Genomic DNA, 14,861 nt, shown 5'->3' with positions numbered 1-14,861 from the left:
TTCATGACGAGTGGGCCGGGTGCGCCGGTGGGTCGAGGTGAACGGCGGCGGGCGACACGTATTCGACGAAGCCATCGTTGCGGCAGAAACCGAGTAATCGCACGCCGGCTTCGCGGGCGACGTCGATCGCGAGCGACGTCGGCGCCGAGATCGTCGCGAGCATCGGAATGCCGACCCGCGCGGCCTTGCGCACCAATTCGTAGCTCGCGCGGCTCGACAGGAACACGAAACCGGCGCACAGGTCGGCGCGGCGGCGCGCGAGCCGCCCGATCAGCTTGTCGAGCGCGTTGTGGCGGCCGACGTCCTCGAACACGTCGAGTACGGCGCCGTCGCGGTCGCACCACGCGGCCGCGTGGATGCCGCCCGTCTCGCGCATCAGCGTCTGCCGGGCCGGCAACGCACGCGCGGCGCGCGCGATCGCGTCGGCGCCGATGCCCGCGGCCGTGCCGGCGGCCGCGATCCGCGGCGGCTGCAGGTCGAGCTGCGCGATGCTTTCGATGCCGCACACGCCGCAGCCCGTGCGGCCGGCCAGCGCGCGGCGGTGCGCCTTCAGCGCCATGAACGCCTGCTGCGACACGGTGAGCCGCACTTCGGCGCTGCCGGGCCGGCATTCGCTTTCGACGTCGAAGACGTCCGACGCGCGCTCGACGATGCCTTCGCTCAACGCGAAGCCGAGGCCGAACGCGTCGAGGTCGATCGGCGTCGCCATCATGACAGTGTGCGCGATGCCGTTGAACACGAGTGCAACCGGGGTTTCGTCGACGACGCGATCGACGGTGTCGCACGCGTCGCCGGCGCGATGGCGCGTCACCTGACACGCGGTGCTGCCGGTCGGATCGTCGCGGTGGGTCATGCAGGTTTCTCCAGGCGGGGCGGCCGGCGGGCCGGCCGGGTACGGCGCATGCGCCGAACGACGGGAATCGATGCCGCCGGGCGGGCGCCGAAGGGCGCGCGACCGCCGTGGGCGGGCGTTGCATGACATGTTAAGCGGGGTGAACAGTGCGTCGCAGGCACAGCGCCGCCACGCGGAAAGCAGTACAGCTGACCGTCCCGTGGGCACGGAATATGTTTTCCGTGCACACATCTTCGGCGGCGCCAGCAGCACAGTTTCAGCGCACGTTCGAGTGATTGCGAGTATCGTTGCAAACGCGATATCGTCATTCACGCTTCGATGCCATGCGAGTGACAGCTTGTGTTCGCATGTGTTGTCGCCAAGTCGTCGCGCGATTTCCTGCTTCGGGCGTACGTCCTCACAACCACGAGCAAATTACGGTCATGGAAATCTTCGATGCGTTCCATCTCGCCCGATTGCAATTCGCATTCACGGTGTCGTTCCACATCGTGTTCCCCGCGATCAGCATCGGCATGGCGAGCTTCCTGGCGGTGCTGGAATGGCGCTATCTCGTCACCGGCGACGCCGCCTACAAATCCATGTTCCAGTTCTGGTCGAAGATCTTCGCGATCGGCTTCGGCATGGGGGTGGTCTCCGGCGTCGTGATGGCGTACGAGTTCGGCACCAACTGGGCCGGCTTCTCGCGCGTCGCGGGCAACATCACGGGGCCGCTGCTCACGTACGAAGTCCTGACGGCGTTCTTCCTCGAAGCCGGCTTCCTCGGTGTGATGCTGTTCGGCTGGCAGCGCGTCAGCCCCCGCGCGCACTTCTTCGCGACGCTGATGGTCGCGGTCGGCACGCTGATCTCGACGTTCTGGATTCTCGCGTCGAACAGCTTCATGCAGACGCCGCAAGGCTACAAGATCGAGAACGGCCTCGTCGTGCCGGTCGACTGGTTCAAGATCATCTTCAACCCGTCGTTCCCTTACCGTCTCGTGCACATGACGATCGCGGCGTTCATCGTGGCGGGCTTCATCGTCGCCGCGTGCGGCGCGTGGCACCTGTTGAAGGGGCGCCGCGACGAGCCGGTGAAGCGCAGTTTCTCGATGGCGCTGTGGATGCTGCTGGTGCTCGCGCCGATCCAGATCGTCGTCGGCGACGCGCACGGGCTGAACACGCGCGAATACCAGCCGGCGAAGATCGCGGCGATCGAGGGGCTGTGGGAAACCGAGAAGGGCGGCACCGCGCTGAACCTCGTCGGGCTGCCCGACATGCAGGCTGAAACCACGCGCTATGCGATCCAGGTGCCGCACCTCGGCAGCCTGATCCTCACGCACAGCTGGGACGGCGAGATTCGCGGGCTGAAGGAATTCCCGCCCCAGGACCGCCCGTATTCGCCGATCGTCTTCTGGACGTTCCGGATCATGGCCGGCCTCGGGATGCTGATGCTGCTGACCGCGCTGCTCGGGCTGCTGCTGAGAAAGGGCGGGCGCCTGTACGAGACACGCTGGTTCCAGTGGTTCGTGGTGGCGATGGGGCCGTCGGGCATCGTCGCGTTGCTCGCCGGCTGGATCACGACCGAGGTCGGGCGCCAGCCGTGGACCGTCTACGGCGTGCTGCGCACCGTCGATTCGGTCGCGCCGCTCAGTGCGCAACAGGTCGGCGTGTCGCTGCTGATCTTCGTGGTCGTGTACTTCCTGGTATTCGGAACGGGGATTTACTACATGATGAAACTGATGAAGCGCGGGCCGGCTGCCCAGGCCGGTTACATCGAGCTGCACCGGCATCCGGGGCTGCGCAAGAGCGCGCTGTCCACGCCGCTGAACGTCACCGAGGCGGAGTAACCATGCACATCGATCTTCCTGTCGTCTGGGCCGCGATCATCGGCCTCGGCGTATTCATCTACGTGATGCTGGACGGCTTCGATCTCGGCATCGGGCTCATGTTTCCGTTCTTCGACGCGAAGGCCGAGCGCCAGGTGATGCTCGACACCGTCGCGCCGGTGTGGGACGGCAACGAGACGTTCCTCGTGCTCGGCGGTGCGGGCCTCTACGGTGCATTCCCGGTCGTGTATTCGACGCTGCTGCCGGCCAACTACCTGCCGCTGGTGCTGATGCTGGTCGGGCTGATCTTCCGGGGCGCCGCGTTCGAACTGCGCGCGAAAGCCACCCGCACGCAGCACATGTGGGACCTTGCGTTCATCGGCGGCTCGGCGCTTGCGGCGTTCTGCCAGGGGATCGTGCTCGGTTCGCTGCTGCAGGGCATCAGGATCGAGAACAACCGGTTCGCGGGCGGGCCGTTCGACTGGCTGTCGCCGTTCAGCATGCTGTGCGGGATCGGCGTGCTCGTCACCTATGCGACGCTCGGCTGCGGCTGGCTGATCCTGAAGGTCGACGGCGAACTGCAGCGCAAGATGCGGTTGCTGATGAAGCCGCTCACGGGCGTGCTGCTCGCGGTGATGGGCGTGGTCAGCCTGTGGACCGTGATCGGGCTGCCGGCCGTCGCGCACCGCTGGTTCGGCAGCGGCAACCTCGGCTGGTTCCTGCCGGTGCCGATCCTCGTCGTCGCATGCGTGTGGGGCATCTTCCACTCGGTGAAGCGTGCGCACGAGGCCACGCCGTTCCTGTTGACGCTCGCGCTCGTGTTCCTCGGCTACACGGGGCTCGTGATCAGCATCTGGCCGAACATCGTGCCGCCGTCGCTGACGATCTGGGACGCGTCGTCGAGCCATTCGAGCCAGTTGTTCGCGCTCGTCGGCACCGTGATCGTGCTGCCGATCATCCTCGTGTACAACGCGATGCAGTACCGCGTGTTCCGCGGCAAGGTGCGCGAGGGCGACATCGGCTATCACTGAGCGGCAAGCGATGTGACGGGTGCGGCGCGGGCTGGCGTATCATCGCGCGCAGCGCGGCGCCCGACCCGGCACCCGACCGAACAGCGGCCCGCCACGCGCGGGCCGTTGCGCATCGGGTGCGGGCGCAACGGGTTGCGTATTCCTTTGGCAGTCGAGAAAACATCATGATCGTCAGACCACGACAGAACTGGCTCCGGATGCTGTTCGTATGGAACGGCTCCGTGCTGCAATCGATCATTCCGCAACTCGTGTTCATGGCGATCGTCAGCACGCTGGCGGTCTTCACGAACGGGCGCATCTTCGGCGAGAAGATTCCACTCAACACCGCGCCTTTCACGCTGTTCGGGCTCGCGCTCGCGATCTTCCTCGGGTTTCGCAACAACGCGAGCTTCGAGCGCTTCAAGGAGGCGCGGCATCTGTGGGGCAACCTGCTGATCGCCGCCCGCGCCGTGACATCGCAACTGCATCGCTACCTGCCCGACAGCGTGAGCGACGCCGAGCGCAACCGGCTCGCCGATCTGCTGATCGCGCTCGCGTATGCGTTGAAACATCAACTGCGTCATACCGATCCGACCGACGACCTGCTGCGCATTCTCGGAGCGGAGCGCACGGCCGCGCTCGGCGGCAAATGCTACAAGCCCGTCGCGATCCTCGACGAACTGCGCGGCGGCATCGTCCATGCGCTGGGGCGCGCGCCCGGCAGCGACGCGACCTGCTGGATGTTCGAGACGCAACTCGACGAGCTCGGCAAGTCGGTCGGTGGTTGCGAGCGCATCCTGTCGACGCCGATCCCGTTTTCGTACAGCGTGCTGCTCCATCGCACCGTGTATGCGTATTGCGTGCTGCTGCCGTTCGGGCTCGTCGATTCGACGGAGTTCTTCACGCCGCTGATCTGCGTGTTCATTTCCTACACGCTGATCGCGCTCGAGGCGATCGCGAACGAAGTGGCCGAGCCGTTCGGCCTCGCGCCGAATGCGCTCGCGCTCGATGCGATGACGCGCACGATCGAGCGGTCGGTGCTCGAACTCGGCGATCGACCGTTGCCCGAGGAGTTCGTGCCGGCGTCGACGTATCAGATCACGTAGGGGGCTGGGTCGGTAGTGCAGTCAGCGGTGAGGTTGATCGGTCGGATCGGTGACGAGTGTGTAGACTCGGGCTCGTTCAATGGAGCCAACACCATGCAACTTCTCGATCACGTGTCGATCAGTGTGCCGGATATCGACCGGGCACGCCCCTTCTACGATGCCGTCATGGCTGCGCTGGGCGCAACCAAGGTCTATGACCGGCCCAATGCGCTCGGCTATGGCGAACGTTGCAGCGCGAATGACCCTGCATCGACTTTTCTGGCGGTGTATCTGGATCCCGCCGAAGTCGGCGCGAGCAAGCGGCACTGGTGTTTCAAGGCCGTATCCCGCGAGCAGGTGCATGCGTTTTTCGAGGCTGGGCTGTCCGCGGGCGGACAGGCCGACGGCGACCCTGGATTGCGGCCGCAGTACCACGGCGACTACTACGCGGCTTTTCTCGTCGATCCGGCCGGCAACCGGGTCGAGGCCGTGTGTCATGTGGCGGGGGCGGTGCGCGAGGGGGCGTGACGGCGCTGCTCAATCGAAATACGTCAGCCCCATCGCCCCCTTCACCTCCGCGAGCGTCGCCCCCGCCACTTCCCGCGCGTGCAGCGTGCCGCGCTTCAGGATCGCCATCACTTCGGCCTTGTCGGCCTCGAACTCGCGGCGGCGCGTGCGGATCGGCTCGATCAGCGCCTGCAGCCGCTCGTTCAGCACGCGCTTGACCACACTATCGCCGAGGCCGCCGCGGCGATAGTGGGCCTTCAGCTCGTCGACCTTCGCGACGTCCGGCTCGAACGCGTCGAGGAACGTGAACACGACGTTGCCTTCGACCTGGCCCGGGTCGCTTACGCGCAGGTGATTCGGATCCGTGTACATGTCCTTCACGGCTTGCGCGATCTCGTCCGGCGTCGAGCCGAGCGTGATCGCGTTGCCGAGCGACTTGCTCATCTTCGCCTTGCCGTCGATGCCCGGCAGCCGCGTGACCGACGACAGCACGGCCTCGCACTCGACCAGCACCGGCTGATCGACGGTCGCGTTGAAGCGGCGTACGAGTTCGTTGGTCTGCTCGATCATCGGCAACTGATCGTCGCCGACCGGCACATGGGTCGCCTTGAACGCGGTGATGTCCGCTGCCTGGCTCACCGGGTAGGTCAGGAAGCCGGCCGGGATGTCGCGCTCGAACCCGCGCAGGCGGATTTCTTCCTTGATGGTCGGATTGCGTTCGAGGCGCGCGACCGTGACGAGGTTGAGCAGGTATTGCGACAGCTCGGCGAGTTCGGGCACCTGCGACTGCACGACGATCGTCGAGATCGCCGGATCGATGCCGACGGCGAGGTAGTCGAGCGCGACCTCGATCACGTTGTCGGTCACGCGCTGGCGGCGCCCCATGTTGTCGGTCAGCGCCTGCGTATCGGCGAGCAGCAGGAATTGCCGCGCTTCGTGCTGCATCTGCACGCGGGCGCGCAGCGAACCGATGTAGTGGCCGAGGTGCAGCGGGCCGGTCGTGCGGTCGCCGGTGAGGATGGTCGGGCGGGTGGGTTGCGTCATGGTCGTCGTGGGCTCCGGGTTGTCGAAGCCGCCAGCGATGACGTCAGCGCAGAAACGCCAATGCCGCCATCGCTGGCGGCATCACGTTTGGGACATGCAAAAGGAAACGGGCCGCCTGGGTCAGGCGCACCACCAGCAATGTGCGATCGGCGGGGTGGGTCGGGTTTCCATCGCGCAAGTATAGCGCAGTGCGTGGGCGGACGCGTACGTCAGCGGATCACCGATTCCATCGCGAGGTAGGCGGTTTCGGCGGACGGCCACAGCAGGTACAGCAGGCCGGCCATCAGCAGCAATGCGCCGGCGCGGACGAACGGCGTGCGGTCTTTCTCGCGTGGGGGACGGGTGGGCTGCTTCGATTTCTTCATGCTTGCAGGCGCGGGGCGCGCCACTCCAACGGTTACTGCAACGGGTCGCGCGGGGCGAGCCGGGGTATGACGGGTTTTACGGGGCAGGGGTGCTGTCCGGGGCCCGGGTCGTCCGGGCCCAGCGCGAAGTTTACCAGCCGCGGCGACGTGAAAAAGGGGACGGTTGAGAGGCCGTGCCGGCTGCCCGCGTCAAGGTGACCGGCATCCTACCAGCTCGATGGGCCGGACACAGTCAAGAATTGTCGGGAGGGCGCGGCCGGCGCGCTGCGACCGTCGACTTCACAGACACGTCGCATGGATCGTCCCTGCAACAGTCCCGCCGAAATTTCCGGCCGGGCCGTCGCACCTTCCTTTCCCGGAGAACCCCATGCGATATCCATTGCAGCACGCCGACCAGCCCGCCGTGGCGCGGCGTCCATCCGAATCCGAACCTCACGTTCCCGTGCCGCGGGCGGCCCCCGAGGAGGTGTGAGCCATGAGCAACGACACACTCGCCCCCCTGCTGCGCCAGTTCGCGGAGAAGCGCCTGGGCCAGCCGCTCGAGCCGGGCGAAGAACAGGCGCTGCTGGCGCGGCTGTCGAGCGGGCAGGGGAACCCATCGGCGCCCGCCGCCCTCCCGGCCACGCAGGCGAGCGCCGCGAAACCGCCCTTGCCGCAGTTGAAAACCCGGCGCGAGGCGCGCGAACAGATCAAGCATTTTCTGCAGCTCAACCAGCAAAAGGCGTACGAGAAGATGCGCGGCATCCTGCAAACGATCGACACGCAGAACGAGACGACGCTCGGCATGCTGGCGTCGGAACAGCAGAAGGTGTCGGGCGTACTCGACGCGCACGCGCCGGGCGACGACGCGGGGGCCTCAGGCGCGGCGGAGATCCAGGACAGCACTCGCGAGGCGCTGACGATGATCGGGGAACAACTGACGGGCCTGATCCGGCAGGAAATCGAAACCTGCTTCCGCCAATACGGCGATGCGCTCGCCGAACGGCTCGCCGTCAGGCTCGACGCGATGGAGGACCGATTGCGAAGCATCGGCGTCGATCCGGTCGAACCGTCCGAACCCACCGCTGCGGTTCACGATACGCCCGGCCCAGCGTCCATGGAGTAGCACGCGGGTCATGCGGCCGAACGCGAAACCGGCCGGCCCCGTGTGCGACCTCTCAACTACGTGAACCAAGGAGCAACAAATGGCTGATACGTGTCAAGTGTGCCAGGTCAATCCCGCGATTACCGACGCGGTCACACAGGTCAACGTCAAGGTGGTCGCGGAAGCGCCGGCAATGGCGATGGGCTCGCTGTACCAGGCCCAGAGCCATTCGCTCAGCATCCTGTTCGAGAACGCGGTGCAGCAGCAGTCGCAGGCCGCGATCCAGTCGCAAACGTCGACGAACGTGGGGACGATGCAGCTCTACACGATCGGGCCGGAAAGCGCGGGCGCGGCCGCCACGGAAATCGGCGCGAACGGGATCATTTCCATTCTGGCCGACGTGATCGCGATCGGGAAGGCAGTGGCCCGGCCGTAAGGCGTCATCGCAGCACCGTGGTTGAAGCGGCGGAGCAAGCGGCACGCGCCGCCGATACCGCCGCCGAGCCGCGGATCCATAGCATGACCGCCAGCGCCTGACCAGGTGCCGTGCGGTTCCGGAGCAAACGACGGAACGGGCAGAGCCGATTCGATGCGGTGCCCGTTCGCGAACCAGGAGAAATACGATGCCGAATGACGCAAACGACTCGAAGGACCCCTGCAAGACTTGTACGGTCAACGCCGCGATCACCGACGCGGTCACGCAGACCAACGTCAAGGTGGTCGGCGAAGCGCCCGCGATGGCAACGGGCTCGCTGTACCAGGCCCAGAGCCATTCGCTCAGCGTGCTGTTCGAGAACGCGGTGCAGCAGCAGTCGCAGTCCGCGGTGCAACTGCCGACCTCGACGAACGTGGGCACGATGCAGCTGTACACGCTCGGGCCGGCGAGCGCCGGCGCCGCCGCGACGGAAATCGGCTCGAACGGCGTGCTGTCCGTACTGGCTGACGTGCTCGCGCTCGGCAAGGCGCTGGCCTGACGCGTAAGCCGGCGTCGGCGCCGGGCGGTGGCCCCGATCGCGGTGGCTGCCGCCCGGCGCACGGCGTCGTGTCGACGCCCGTGGCGGCGGGACGCCCTGCCGCGCATCGACGGCGCCGACCGACCCACTCACGCTTTCGCCATGACTGCGCCGCTGCGGCGCGCACACCAGGAGCAACGACATGCCGGAACAGGTTTCCCCTGCGATGACCGATGCAGTCACGCAAGCCAACGTCAAGGTGGTGGGCGAAGCGCCCGCCGTGGCCTTGGGCACGCTCATGCAGTCGAACAGCCATGCGTCCGCGATCCTGCTTCACAATGCGGTGCAGATGCAGGCGAACCAGGCGGCGTCCAATCTCGCCGCCACGACCGTCGGCATCATGCAACTCTATGCCGGCTCGCCGGTGGCGCTGGCCAGCGCGGCGCGGTCGGCGAACGACAACTTCGTATCGCAACTGGCCGCCGTCGCGCAGTTGATGAACGCCATCGGCCACGGGCGCGGCTGACCCTTACGGCGCGCCGCGCAACCCGGCGCGCGCAAACCTGCCCGTCCGGCCGCGCTGCGTGACGCACGCGCTGCCGGGCAGGGTGTCAATTGGCGTCGGCGATGGTCCGGAGCCGCTCCGGTTTCTCGATCGTCACGCCGTGTTCGTGTAGCCGGATCAGGCCGTCGCGCTGCATCTTCTGCAGGCTGCTGTTCAGCCGCGGCCGGCTGACGTTGAGCATCGCGGCGAGGATGCTCTGGCTCTCCGGCAGCGGCACCTCGAGACCATTCCCTTGCATGCGGTTCAGCAGATGGCGCGCGAGCCGTGCTTCGAGCCGGTACAGGCACGCCGATTCGACGAAGTCGCTCAACTGGTGAATGTGTCGGCACAGCTGGTCGTGGATGCGCGCCATGAATTCCGCGTTGGCCTGCAGCGGCGCGAAGTGCTGGCGATGCAGCAGCAAAACGCGGCAGTCGGGGCTCAACTGGGCGGTGAAGCTGCGCCGGTGCGCGCGAATCAGCGTGTTTTCGCCGATGAGGTCGCCCGGTATGGCGTGGCCGAGAATGATCTCGCGGCCGCCCGGTTCGTGCAGCGTCTTGTAGACACGGCCATGGCGCACGAACGCGACGAAATCCTCCGGATCGCCCTTGAAGAACAACAGGCGATTGCCGTGTTCGGGCCAGGGCGTGACATGCCGCTCGATGTGGGCGAGCAGACTTTCCGGGAGATCGGTCAGTATCGGTATATTGCGCAGCGTTTGAGCGTCAGCAAGGGCAGGCATGTTTTCCGCGCGAGGTTGTTTGACGATGCGGCCACCTAGCGAAAAACGCTGCCTTCGGCATTACGTGAAAAATGAATAACGAAAGAATTGAAATAATCGGCAGGCAGTCCGGACAGGGCGGCACTTCGGCGGCACGCGCGTTTGATCGACCGACATGGAAAGCAGCATGCCGACGCACGGACGCATCGCGGCGGTAGTCGTTCTTTTTCATCGCAATGCCGTTATTCGGTCAGGCCCGGCGGTGCATCTGAAACGACGGATTCGGGCTATGCCGGTGAATTAAAATTTCCGTTCATAATAATCAAGAAAATTTACCGAAACCGATTATCGTTATATCGGTGTTACGCGGGTAACAGCGCCATTCCCGGCATCGAATCGATTCTGTGTTTTCCATAAAAAAGGAAGACACGGGATGACAACCTCGAACCAGCACGCTGCCCCGACGCCCGAGTCTTCGGCGCAGCAGCTCGATCGCACGTGGCGGGAAATGCAGGGAAAATTGCGGCGTCGCGCGCGCCTGTTGTGCAAGGGCGATATTCACCGTGCCGACGAACTGCTTTCCGATACCGCGCTCAAGGTCCACATTTACCTGCAGCGCTCGCCCGAGCGCGTCCGGAACCTCGCGGGCTTTCTCTTTCTGGCGCTGAACCACGCATTCCTCGATGGCGCGCGCCGCCGTCTGCGCGAAAGCGGCATGCTCGAATTCGACCCGGCCTGGGACGACGATCATGCCGTCGAGCTGGCCGGCCACGCGCCGTCGGTGGAGCAGCAACTGCTGCTTCGGCAACAGCTGCTGCGCCTCGAGCAGGCGCTGTCGATGCTCTCCCCGCAGCAGCAAATGCTGTTCACGCTGAAGTTCGAGGAGGACCGGCCCTATCTGCACATCGCCGCGACGCTCGGGATCAACGAGCCGCTTGCCAGAAAGCGCGTCGAGCTGCTGCGCAAGAAATTGCGCGAGGAGCTCGCGTGAGCGCGTTCACGAATGCAGGCAGCCAGCGTTCCTAACGGCATGCACGGCGTCGATGGCCTGCCGGCCCGCCCGTCCCTTCAATCGCATGCCGGAGCCGAGATCCGAGGAGGCCTCGTGGCAGACAAAGTCAATGAGCAGATTACCGACGCGCTGACGCAGACCAACGTGAACGTCGTCGCGGGGTCGCCGGCCCAGGCGCTGGGCATGCTTTACCAGATGTTCAGCCAGGCCGTCGGCATCTCGGCGCAGAACATGACGCAGCAGCAGGCGGCGCTGAACCAGATTTCGAACGCCGTCGTGTCGAAGGCGGTGGCCATGATCCTGTCCGTCGAGGCGTCGCCGAAGCCGCCATCGGGCGGCGCGACGCTGCCCGCGGCGGGCGGGCCGCAGACGGGTTCCACGCATTAGGACGCGACGACTATCGGGACACCTAAGTCATGAACATGAAAGGTCTTTTGGACGGACGCGGAGCAGGCGCGACGCAAGCGCCGGACGACGTCGCTAACGCCGCAGCCGAAGCAACGACGCAGGCCGATGCCGCGCCGCAAGCCGCTGCTTCGGCAGCCGGCAAGCGCGCGTGGCCGATCAACCGGCTGCGCAGGTTCACCGACGCGCTGAAGGCGCCGGACCAGATCGCGGGTGCGAGAGGATCCGCCAACTCGGCGTTGCAGACGGTGCAGGCGATCAACGCGGAGGCGGCGTCCTACGCGACGACCCAGATATCCGTCGGCCCGAACATGATGATCACGCAGGCGGGCGGCATGGTCGCGCAGGCGGCGGCCAACTACTTCGAGGCGTCGACGTCGCTGGCGATCGCGGGCAAGAGCGTGCTGATGAAGGATCTCGCGCAGAAGACCATCGACGAGGACGTGAAAGGCATGGCGATGGATGCGGTGGGCCTGCTGTTGACGGACCTGTTCGTCGCGACCGCGGCGGTCGTTGCGGGCGCCGCGGAAGCGATCGAAGGGGAGGCCGCGAGCGTCGCGCTCGACCGGATCGACGAGAGCCTGCAGAAGTATCAGGCGCTGCTGGACAAGAAGGGCACGTAGCGCACCTGGCGCACGCAGGGCGCGGCGCCGATGACGAACGTCGCGGGCAATCGCGTCGTGCGAACCGCGGGGCGATCGCCTGCCGCGCGTGCAGAGACACAGTATCGATCGACACGACCCGCCGGGCCGTCAGGCCCGATGCGGGATGTGAGCGGCGGGCGTGACGCACGTTCCGGGTCGAACGCGTCGCGGCCCGCTACCGGCAGTCATGTCCAGTCATGAGAGGAACCTATGTCCTACATCATTCAGCACGTAAACGGTCCCGCGCCGCTGGCGGTTGGCGAGCGCAAATGGGGCGATGCGACGGAAATCGATTTCGGCGCGATGACGAGCTGCATCGCGCTCGTCGAGCAGACGCCGGGTCAGCCGACGCTGGTGCGCGGGATCCATCTGTCTATCGTCGGCGACGGCGGCACGAAGGTCTACGACACGGCCGCGGATGTCGCCGGACAGGTCGAGACGATCATGCAGCAAAGCGGCGACATGCGTGCGTGCCTCGGGCGTATCGACCTCTGGCAGGCCAGCACGTCGCAAGAGGTGCAGGATTTCTTCGTCGCGTTGATGATGAGCCTCGACATGACCGACTGGGTGCAGGTGCCGGACGGCAACCTGCGGGTGCGGATCGACGGCGGCGTGATGCAATATCGGCAGGGCACCGGCGCCTGGACCAACGTGTAGCCGGCACCGTCCGCGCAAACCGGCGCCCGCGATGCGCGCGGGCGACGGCGACATACCGCTCGATGGCATCGACTGTCGGGTCGATCGCGCCGACGCATCCGTTTTTTTCGGCGCCGATACGCAGGTGTCGGACCGTCCCCGGCCAGCATGCCGCTTCGGACTGCGTGCAGGCACGTCGCTCGCCGCCGGCCCCCGCCCCAGCTTTTTGCTCGTCAACACCAACAAAAAACCTCGTTTCGCCTCACGCAGCCTGTCAGCAGAATGTCTCCATTCCCGCTCACGCGACCACGCGCGTCGCATGAGCCGCACTTCAGAAGGAGACAGCCGTGGCAGTCGAAACAACCGCAATCGATACGCTCGTCGTCGGCGCTGGGCAGGCCGGCGTGGCCATGAGCGAGCATCTGGGCAAGCTGGGCGTGCCCCACCTCGTGCTGGAGCGCGACCGTATCGCCGAACGCTGGCGCACCGGGCGCTGGGATTCGCTGGTCGCGAACGGCCCCGCATGGCACGACCGGTTCCCGGGCCTCGAATTCGACGGTCTCGATCCCGACGCGTTCGCATCGAAGGACCAGGTCGCGGACTACTTCGAAGCGTATGCGCGCAAGTTCGACGCGCCGATCCGCACCGGCGTCGAAGTGAAGAACGTGGTGCGCAACACGGGCAAGCCGGGCTTCGTCGTCGAGACGTCCGACGGCACGATCGAGGCGAACCGCGTGGTGGTCGCGACGGGGCCGTTCCAGCGCCCGGTGATTCCGCCGATCGCGCCGGACGACGCGCGCGTCGTGCAGATTCACTCCGCCGACTATCGCAACCCGGGCCAGCTTCCGGCCGGCGCGGTGCTGGTGGTCGGCGCGGGTTCGTCGGGCGTGCAGATCGCCGACGAGCTGCAGCGTGCGGGCCGGCAGGTTTACCTGTCGGTCGGGCCGCACGATCGTCCGCCGCGTGCGTATCGCGGCCGCGACTTCTGCTGGTGGCTCGGCGTGCTCGGCGAATGGGACAAGGAAGTCGCGACGCCCGGCCGCGAACACGTGACGATCGCGGTGAGCGGCGCGCGCGGCGGCCATACGGTCGATTTCCGTGCGCTCGCGAACCAGGGCGTGATGCTGGTCGGGCTGACGAAGTCGTTCGACGGCGGCGTGGCCGTGTTCGAACGGGATCTCGCGACCAATCTCGCGCGCGGCGACGAGAACTACCTGTCGCTGCTCGACGCGGCCGACGCGTATGCGGCCCGCAACGGCCTCGACTTGCCGGAAGAGCCGGACGCACGGCGCATCCTGCCGAACCCCGACTGCGTTACGCATCCGATCCTCACGCTCGATCTCGCCGTCGCAGGCATCACGTCGATCGTCTGGGCCACGGGCTATGCGATCGACTACGGCTGGCTGAACGTCGACGCGTTCGGGCCGAACGGCAAGCCGCAGCACCAGCGCGGCGTGTCGAAGGAGCCGGGCATCTATTTCCTCGGGCTGCCTTGGCTGTCGCGACGCGGCTCCAGCTTCATCTGGGGCGTGTGGCACGACGCGAAGCACATCGCCGATCACATCGTCACGCAGCGCAAGTACCTCGCGTATCACGACGCGTCGCAGCGCCGCGCGGCCGCGCAAGCGGCGCGGCCCGACACACGACTGCTCGCCGAAGCGGCGAACTGATTACCTGACGAACAGACCCATCCCGCCGCGTCGCGACGGCTTCCGGCGCGGCGGGCGACCCCACCGACACTCGAAGGATCTCGATGAGCCAGCCTACCCATACGCGTATCCGGATGTTCAACACGAAGGATACCTATCCGAACCAGACGCTCGACAACGACCTGTGCCAGGCCGTGCGGGCCGGCAATACCGTCTACGTGCGCGGCCAGGTCGGCACCGATTTCGACGGCAACCTGATCGGCCTCGGCGACGCGCGCGCGCAGGCCGAGCAGGCGATGAAGAACGTCAAGCAGTTGCTCGAGGAAGCCGGCAGCGACATCACGCATGTCGTGAAGACGACGACCTACCTGATCGACCCGCGTTATCGCGAACCCGTGTACCGGGAAGTCGGCAAGTGGCTGAAAGGCGTCTACCCGATCTCGACGGGGCTCGTCGTCTCCGCGCTCGGCCAGCCGCAGTGGTTGATGGAGATCGACGTGATCGCGGTGATTCCCGACAACTGGCAGCCGAGCCACGCATAGGGGGC

The 14,861-nt window shown here is 66.3% G+C and carries 18 protein-coding genes; 14 read left to right on the top strand and 4 right to left on the bottom strand.

Annotation, left to right across the window (positions count from 1 at the left end; translation table 11 throughout):
* Position 1 precedes the first annotated feature (1 nt).
* The gene (gene fdhD, locus WS61_RS20655) at positions 2-853 is read right to left on the bottom strand and encodes a formate dehydrogenase accessory sulfurtransferase FdhD (RefSeq protein ID WP_059502955.1); all 852 of its coding nucleotides are present in this window, start codon (positions 851-853) and stop codon (positions 2-4) included.
* Positions 854-1,275: 422 nt separating this feature from the next.
* On the opposite strand from fdhD, the gene WS61_RS20650 reads away from it, so the two are divergent.
* The 4 genes from WS61_RS20650 (at position 1,276) to WS61_RS20635 (ending at position 5,278) form a co-directional block, all read left to right on the top strand.
* Complete coding sequence (locus WS61_RS20650; RefSeq protein ID WP_059502953.1) at positions 1,276-2,676, top strand: cytochrome ubiquinol oxidase subunit I; 1,401 nt, start codon at positions 1,276-1,278, stop codon at positions 2,674-2,676.
* Between the two features lie 2 nt (positions 2,677-2,678).
* A complete protein-coding gene (cydB, locus tag WS61_RS20645) occupies positions 2,679-3,686 on the top strand; it encodes a cytochrome d ubiquinol oxidase subunit II (RefSeq protein WP_059502951.1) in 1,008 nt (335 codons plus the stop codon).
* Positions 3,687-3,850: 164 nt separating this feature from the next.
* The gene (locus WS61_RS20640) at positions 3,851-4,771 is read left to right on the top strand and encodes a bestrophin family protein (RefSeq protein ID WP_059502948.1); all 921 of its coding nucleotides are present in this window, start codon (positions 3,851-3,853) and stop codon (positions 4,769-4,771) included.
* 93 nt (positions 4,772-4,864) lie between these two features.
* Positions 4,865-5,278, top strand: coding sequence for a VOC family protein (locus WS61_RS20635; RefSeq protein ID WP_059502946.1), 414 nt, complete (start codon positions 4,865-4,867; stop codon positions 5,276-5,278).
* A gap of 9 nt (positions 5,279-5,287) precedes the next feature.
* Here the strand turns inward: WS61_RS20635 and trpS are convergent, their stop codons facing one another.
* Both trpS and WS61_RS35275 read right to left on the bottom strand, forming a co-directional pair.
* Complete coding sequence (gene trpS / locus WS61_RS20630; RefSeq protein ID WP_059502944.1) at positions 5,288-6,301, bottom strand: tryptophan--tRNA ligase; 1,014 nt, start codon at positions 6,299-6,301, stop codon at positions 5,288-5,290.
* A 209-nt stretch (positions 6,302-6,510) separates the two neighbouring features.
* Positions 6,511-6,666 carry a hypothetical protein gene (locus WS61_RS35275; RefSeq protein WP_179949362.1) on the bottom strand — a complete coding sequence of 52 codons (156 nt, stop codon included), beginning with the start codon at positions 6,664-6,666 and terminating at the stop codon, positions 6,511-6,513.
* Between the two features lie 475 nt (positions 6,667-7,141).
* Between WS61_RS35275 and WS61_RS20625 the strand changes: the two genes are divergently transcribed.
* The 4 genes from WS61_RS20625 (at position 7,142) to WS61_RS20610 (ending at position 9,229) form a co-directional block, all read left to right on the top strand.
* Positions 7,142-7,771, top strand: a complete 630-nt coding sequence (locus WS61_RS20625; protein WP_059502943.1) for a hypothetical protein — start codon at positions 7,142-7,144, stop codon at positions 7,769-7,771.
* 79 nt (positions 7,772-7,850) lie between these two features.
* Entirely contained in the window at positions 7,851-8,186 is a 336-nt protein-coding gene (locus WS61_RS20620) for a RebB family R body protein (protein ID WP_006498417.1), read from the top strand.
* Positions 8,187-8,373: 187 nt separating this feature from the next.
* On the top strand, positions 8,374-8,724 hold the full coding sequence (locus WS61_RS20615) for a RebB family R body protein (RefSeq protein ID WP_059502941.1): 351 nt from the start codon (positions 8,374-8,376) through the stop codon (positions 8,722-8,724).
* A gap of 181 nt (positions 8,725-8,905) precedes the next feature.
* Entirely contained in the window at positions 8,906-9,229 is a 324-nt protein-coding gene (locus WS61_RS20610; protein ID WP_034209304.1) for a RebB family R body protein, read from the top strand.
* Between the two features lie 85 nt (positions 9,230-9,314).
* Here the strand turns inward: WS61_RS20610 and WS61_RS20605 are convergent, their stop codons facing one another.
* Positions 9,315-9,989 carry a Crp/Fnr family transcriptional regulator gene (locus tag WS61_RS20605; protein ID WP_059502939.1) on the bottom strand — a complete coding sequence of 225 codons (675 nt, stop codon included), beginning with the start codon at positions 9,987-9,989 and terminating at the stop codon, positions 9,315-9,317.
* 412 nt (positions 9,990-10,401) lie between these two features.
* Between WS61_RS20605 and WS61_RS20600 the strand changes: the two genes are divergently transcribed.
* From WS61_RS20600 to WS61_RS20575, 6 genes are all read left to right on the top strand, one after another.
* Positions 10,402-10,959 (top strand): RNA polymerase sigma factor, encoded by a 558-nt coding sequence (locus WS61_RS20600; RefSeq protein ID WP_059502937.1) that lies wholly within the window; start codon positions 10,402-10,404, stop codon positions 10,957-10,959.
* A 114-nt stretch (positions 10,960-11,073) separates the two neighbouring features.
* Positions 11,074-11,367 carry a RebB family R body protein gene (locus WS61_RS20595; protein WP_059502935.1) on the top strand — a complete coding sequence of 98 codons (294 nt, stop codon included), beginning with the start codon at positions 11,074-11,076 and terminating at the stop codon, positions 11,365-11,367.
* A gap of 35 nt (positions 11,368-11,402) precedes the next feature.
* Complete coding sequence (locus WS61_RS20590) at positions 11,403-12,008, top strand: hypothetical protein (RefSeq protein WP_257127308.1); 606 nt, start codon at positions 11,403-11,405, stop codon at positions 12,006-12,008.
* A gap of 231 nt (positions 12,009-12,239) precedes the next feature.
* Entirely contained in the window at positions 12,240-12,686 is a 447-nt protein-coding gene (locus WS61_RS20585) for a hypothetical protein (RefSeq protein ID WP_059502931.1), read from the top strand.
* A 326-nt stretch (positions 12,687-13,012) separates the two neighbouring features.
* Positions 13,013-14,335 carry an NAD(P)/FAD-dependent oxidoreductase gene (locus tag WS61_RS20580; RefSeq protein ID WP_059502930.1) on the top strand — a complete coding sequence of 441 codons (1,323 nt, stop codon included), beginning with the start codon at positions 13,013-13,015 and terminating at the stop codon, positions 14,333-14,335.
* Positions 14,336-14,418: 83 nt separating this feature from the next.
* Entirely contained in the window at positions 14,419-14,856 is a 438-nt protein-coding gene (locus tag WS61_RS20575) for a RidA family protein (RefSeq protein ID WP_034209298.1), read from the top strand.
* The last annotated feature ends 5 nt before the right edge of the window (positions 14,857-14,861 follow it).

It is taken from the genome of Burkholderia sp. ABCPW 11 (assembly GCF_001523445.1).
GTDB lineage: Bacteria > Pseudomonadota > Gammaproteobacteria > Burkholderiales > Burkholderiaceae > Burkholderia.
This window is presented reverse-complemented; position numbering and strand designations above follow the sequence as displayed.

What these genes read in the sequence shown, in the direction of transcription:
- WS61_RS20610 (WP_034209304.1), top strand. Translation starts at nt 8,906, where the DNA reads ATGCCGGAACAGGTTTCCCCTGCGATGACCGATGCAGTCACGCAAGCC.
- WS61_RS20585 (WP_059502931.1), top strand. Translation starts at nt 12,240, where the DNA reads ATGTCCTACATCATTCAGCACGTAAACGGTCCCGCGCCGCTGGCGGTT.
- fdhD (WP_059502955.1), bottom strand. Translation starts at nt 853, where the DNA reads ATGACCCACCGCGACGATCCGACCGGCAGCACCGCGTGTCAGGTGACG.
- WS61_RS20600 (WP_059502937.1), top strand. Translation starts at nt 10,402, where the DNA reads ATGACAACCTCGAACCAGCACGCTGCCCCGACGCCCGAGTCTTCGGCG.
- trpS (WP_059502944.1), bottom strand. Translation starts at nt 6,301, where the DNA reads ATGACGCAACCCACCCGCCCGACCATCCTCACCGGCGACCGCACGACC.
- WS61_RS20620 (WP_006498417.1), top strand. Translation starts at nt 7,851, where the DNA reads ATGGCTGATACGTGTCAAGTGTGCCAGGTCAATCCCGCGATTACCGAC.
- WS61_RS20615 (WP_059502941.1), top strand. Translation starts at nt 8,374, where the DNA reads ATGCCGAATGACGCAAACGACTCGAAGGACCCCTGCAAGACTTGTACG.
- WS61_RS20625 (WP_059502943.1), top strand. Translation starts at nt 7,142, where the DNA reads ATGAGCAACGACACACTCGCCCCCCTGCTGCGCCAGTTCGCGGAGAAG.
- WS61_RS20575 (WP_034209298.1), top strand. Translation starts at nt 14,419, where the DNA reads ATGAGCCAGCCTACCCATACGCGTATCCGGATGTTCAACACGAAGGAT.
- WS61_RS20640 (WP_059502948.1), top strand. Translation starts at nt 3,851, where the DNA reads ATGATCGTCAGACCACGACAGAACTGGCTCCGGATGCTGTTCGTATGG.
- WS61_RS20635 (WP_059502946.1), top strand. Translation starts at nt 4,865, where the DNA reads ATGCAACTTCTCGATCACGTGTCGATCAGTGTGCCGGATATCGACCGG.
- WS61_RS35275 (WP_179949362.1), bottom strand. Translation starts at nt 6,666, where the DNA reads ATGAAGAAATCGAAGCAGCCCACCCGTCCCCCACGCGAGAAAGACCGC.
- cydB (WP_059502951.1), top strand. Translation starts at nt 2,679, where the DNA reads ATGCACATCGATCTTCCTGTCGTCTGGGCCGCGATCATCGGCCTCGGC.
- WS61_RS20650 (WP_059502953.1), top strand. Translation starts at nt 1,276, where the DNA reads ATGGAAATCTTCGATGCGTTCCATCTCGCCCGATTGCAATTCGCATTC.
- WS61_RS20590 (WP_257127308.1), top strand. Translation starts at nt 11,403, where the DNA reads ATGAAAGGTCTTTTGGACGGACGCGGAGCAGGCGCGACGCAAGCGCCG.
- WS61_RS20605 (WP_059502939.1), bottom strand. Translation starts at nt 9,989, where the DNA reads ATGCCTGCCCTTGCTGACGCTCAAACGCTGCGCAATATACCGATACTG.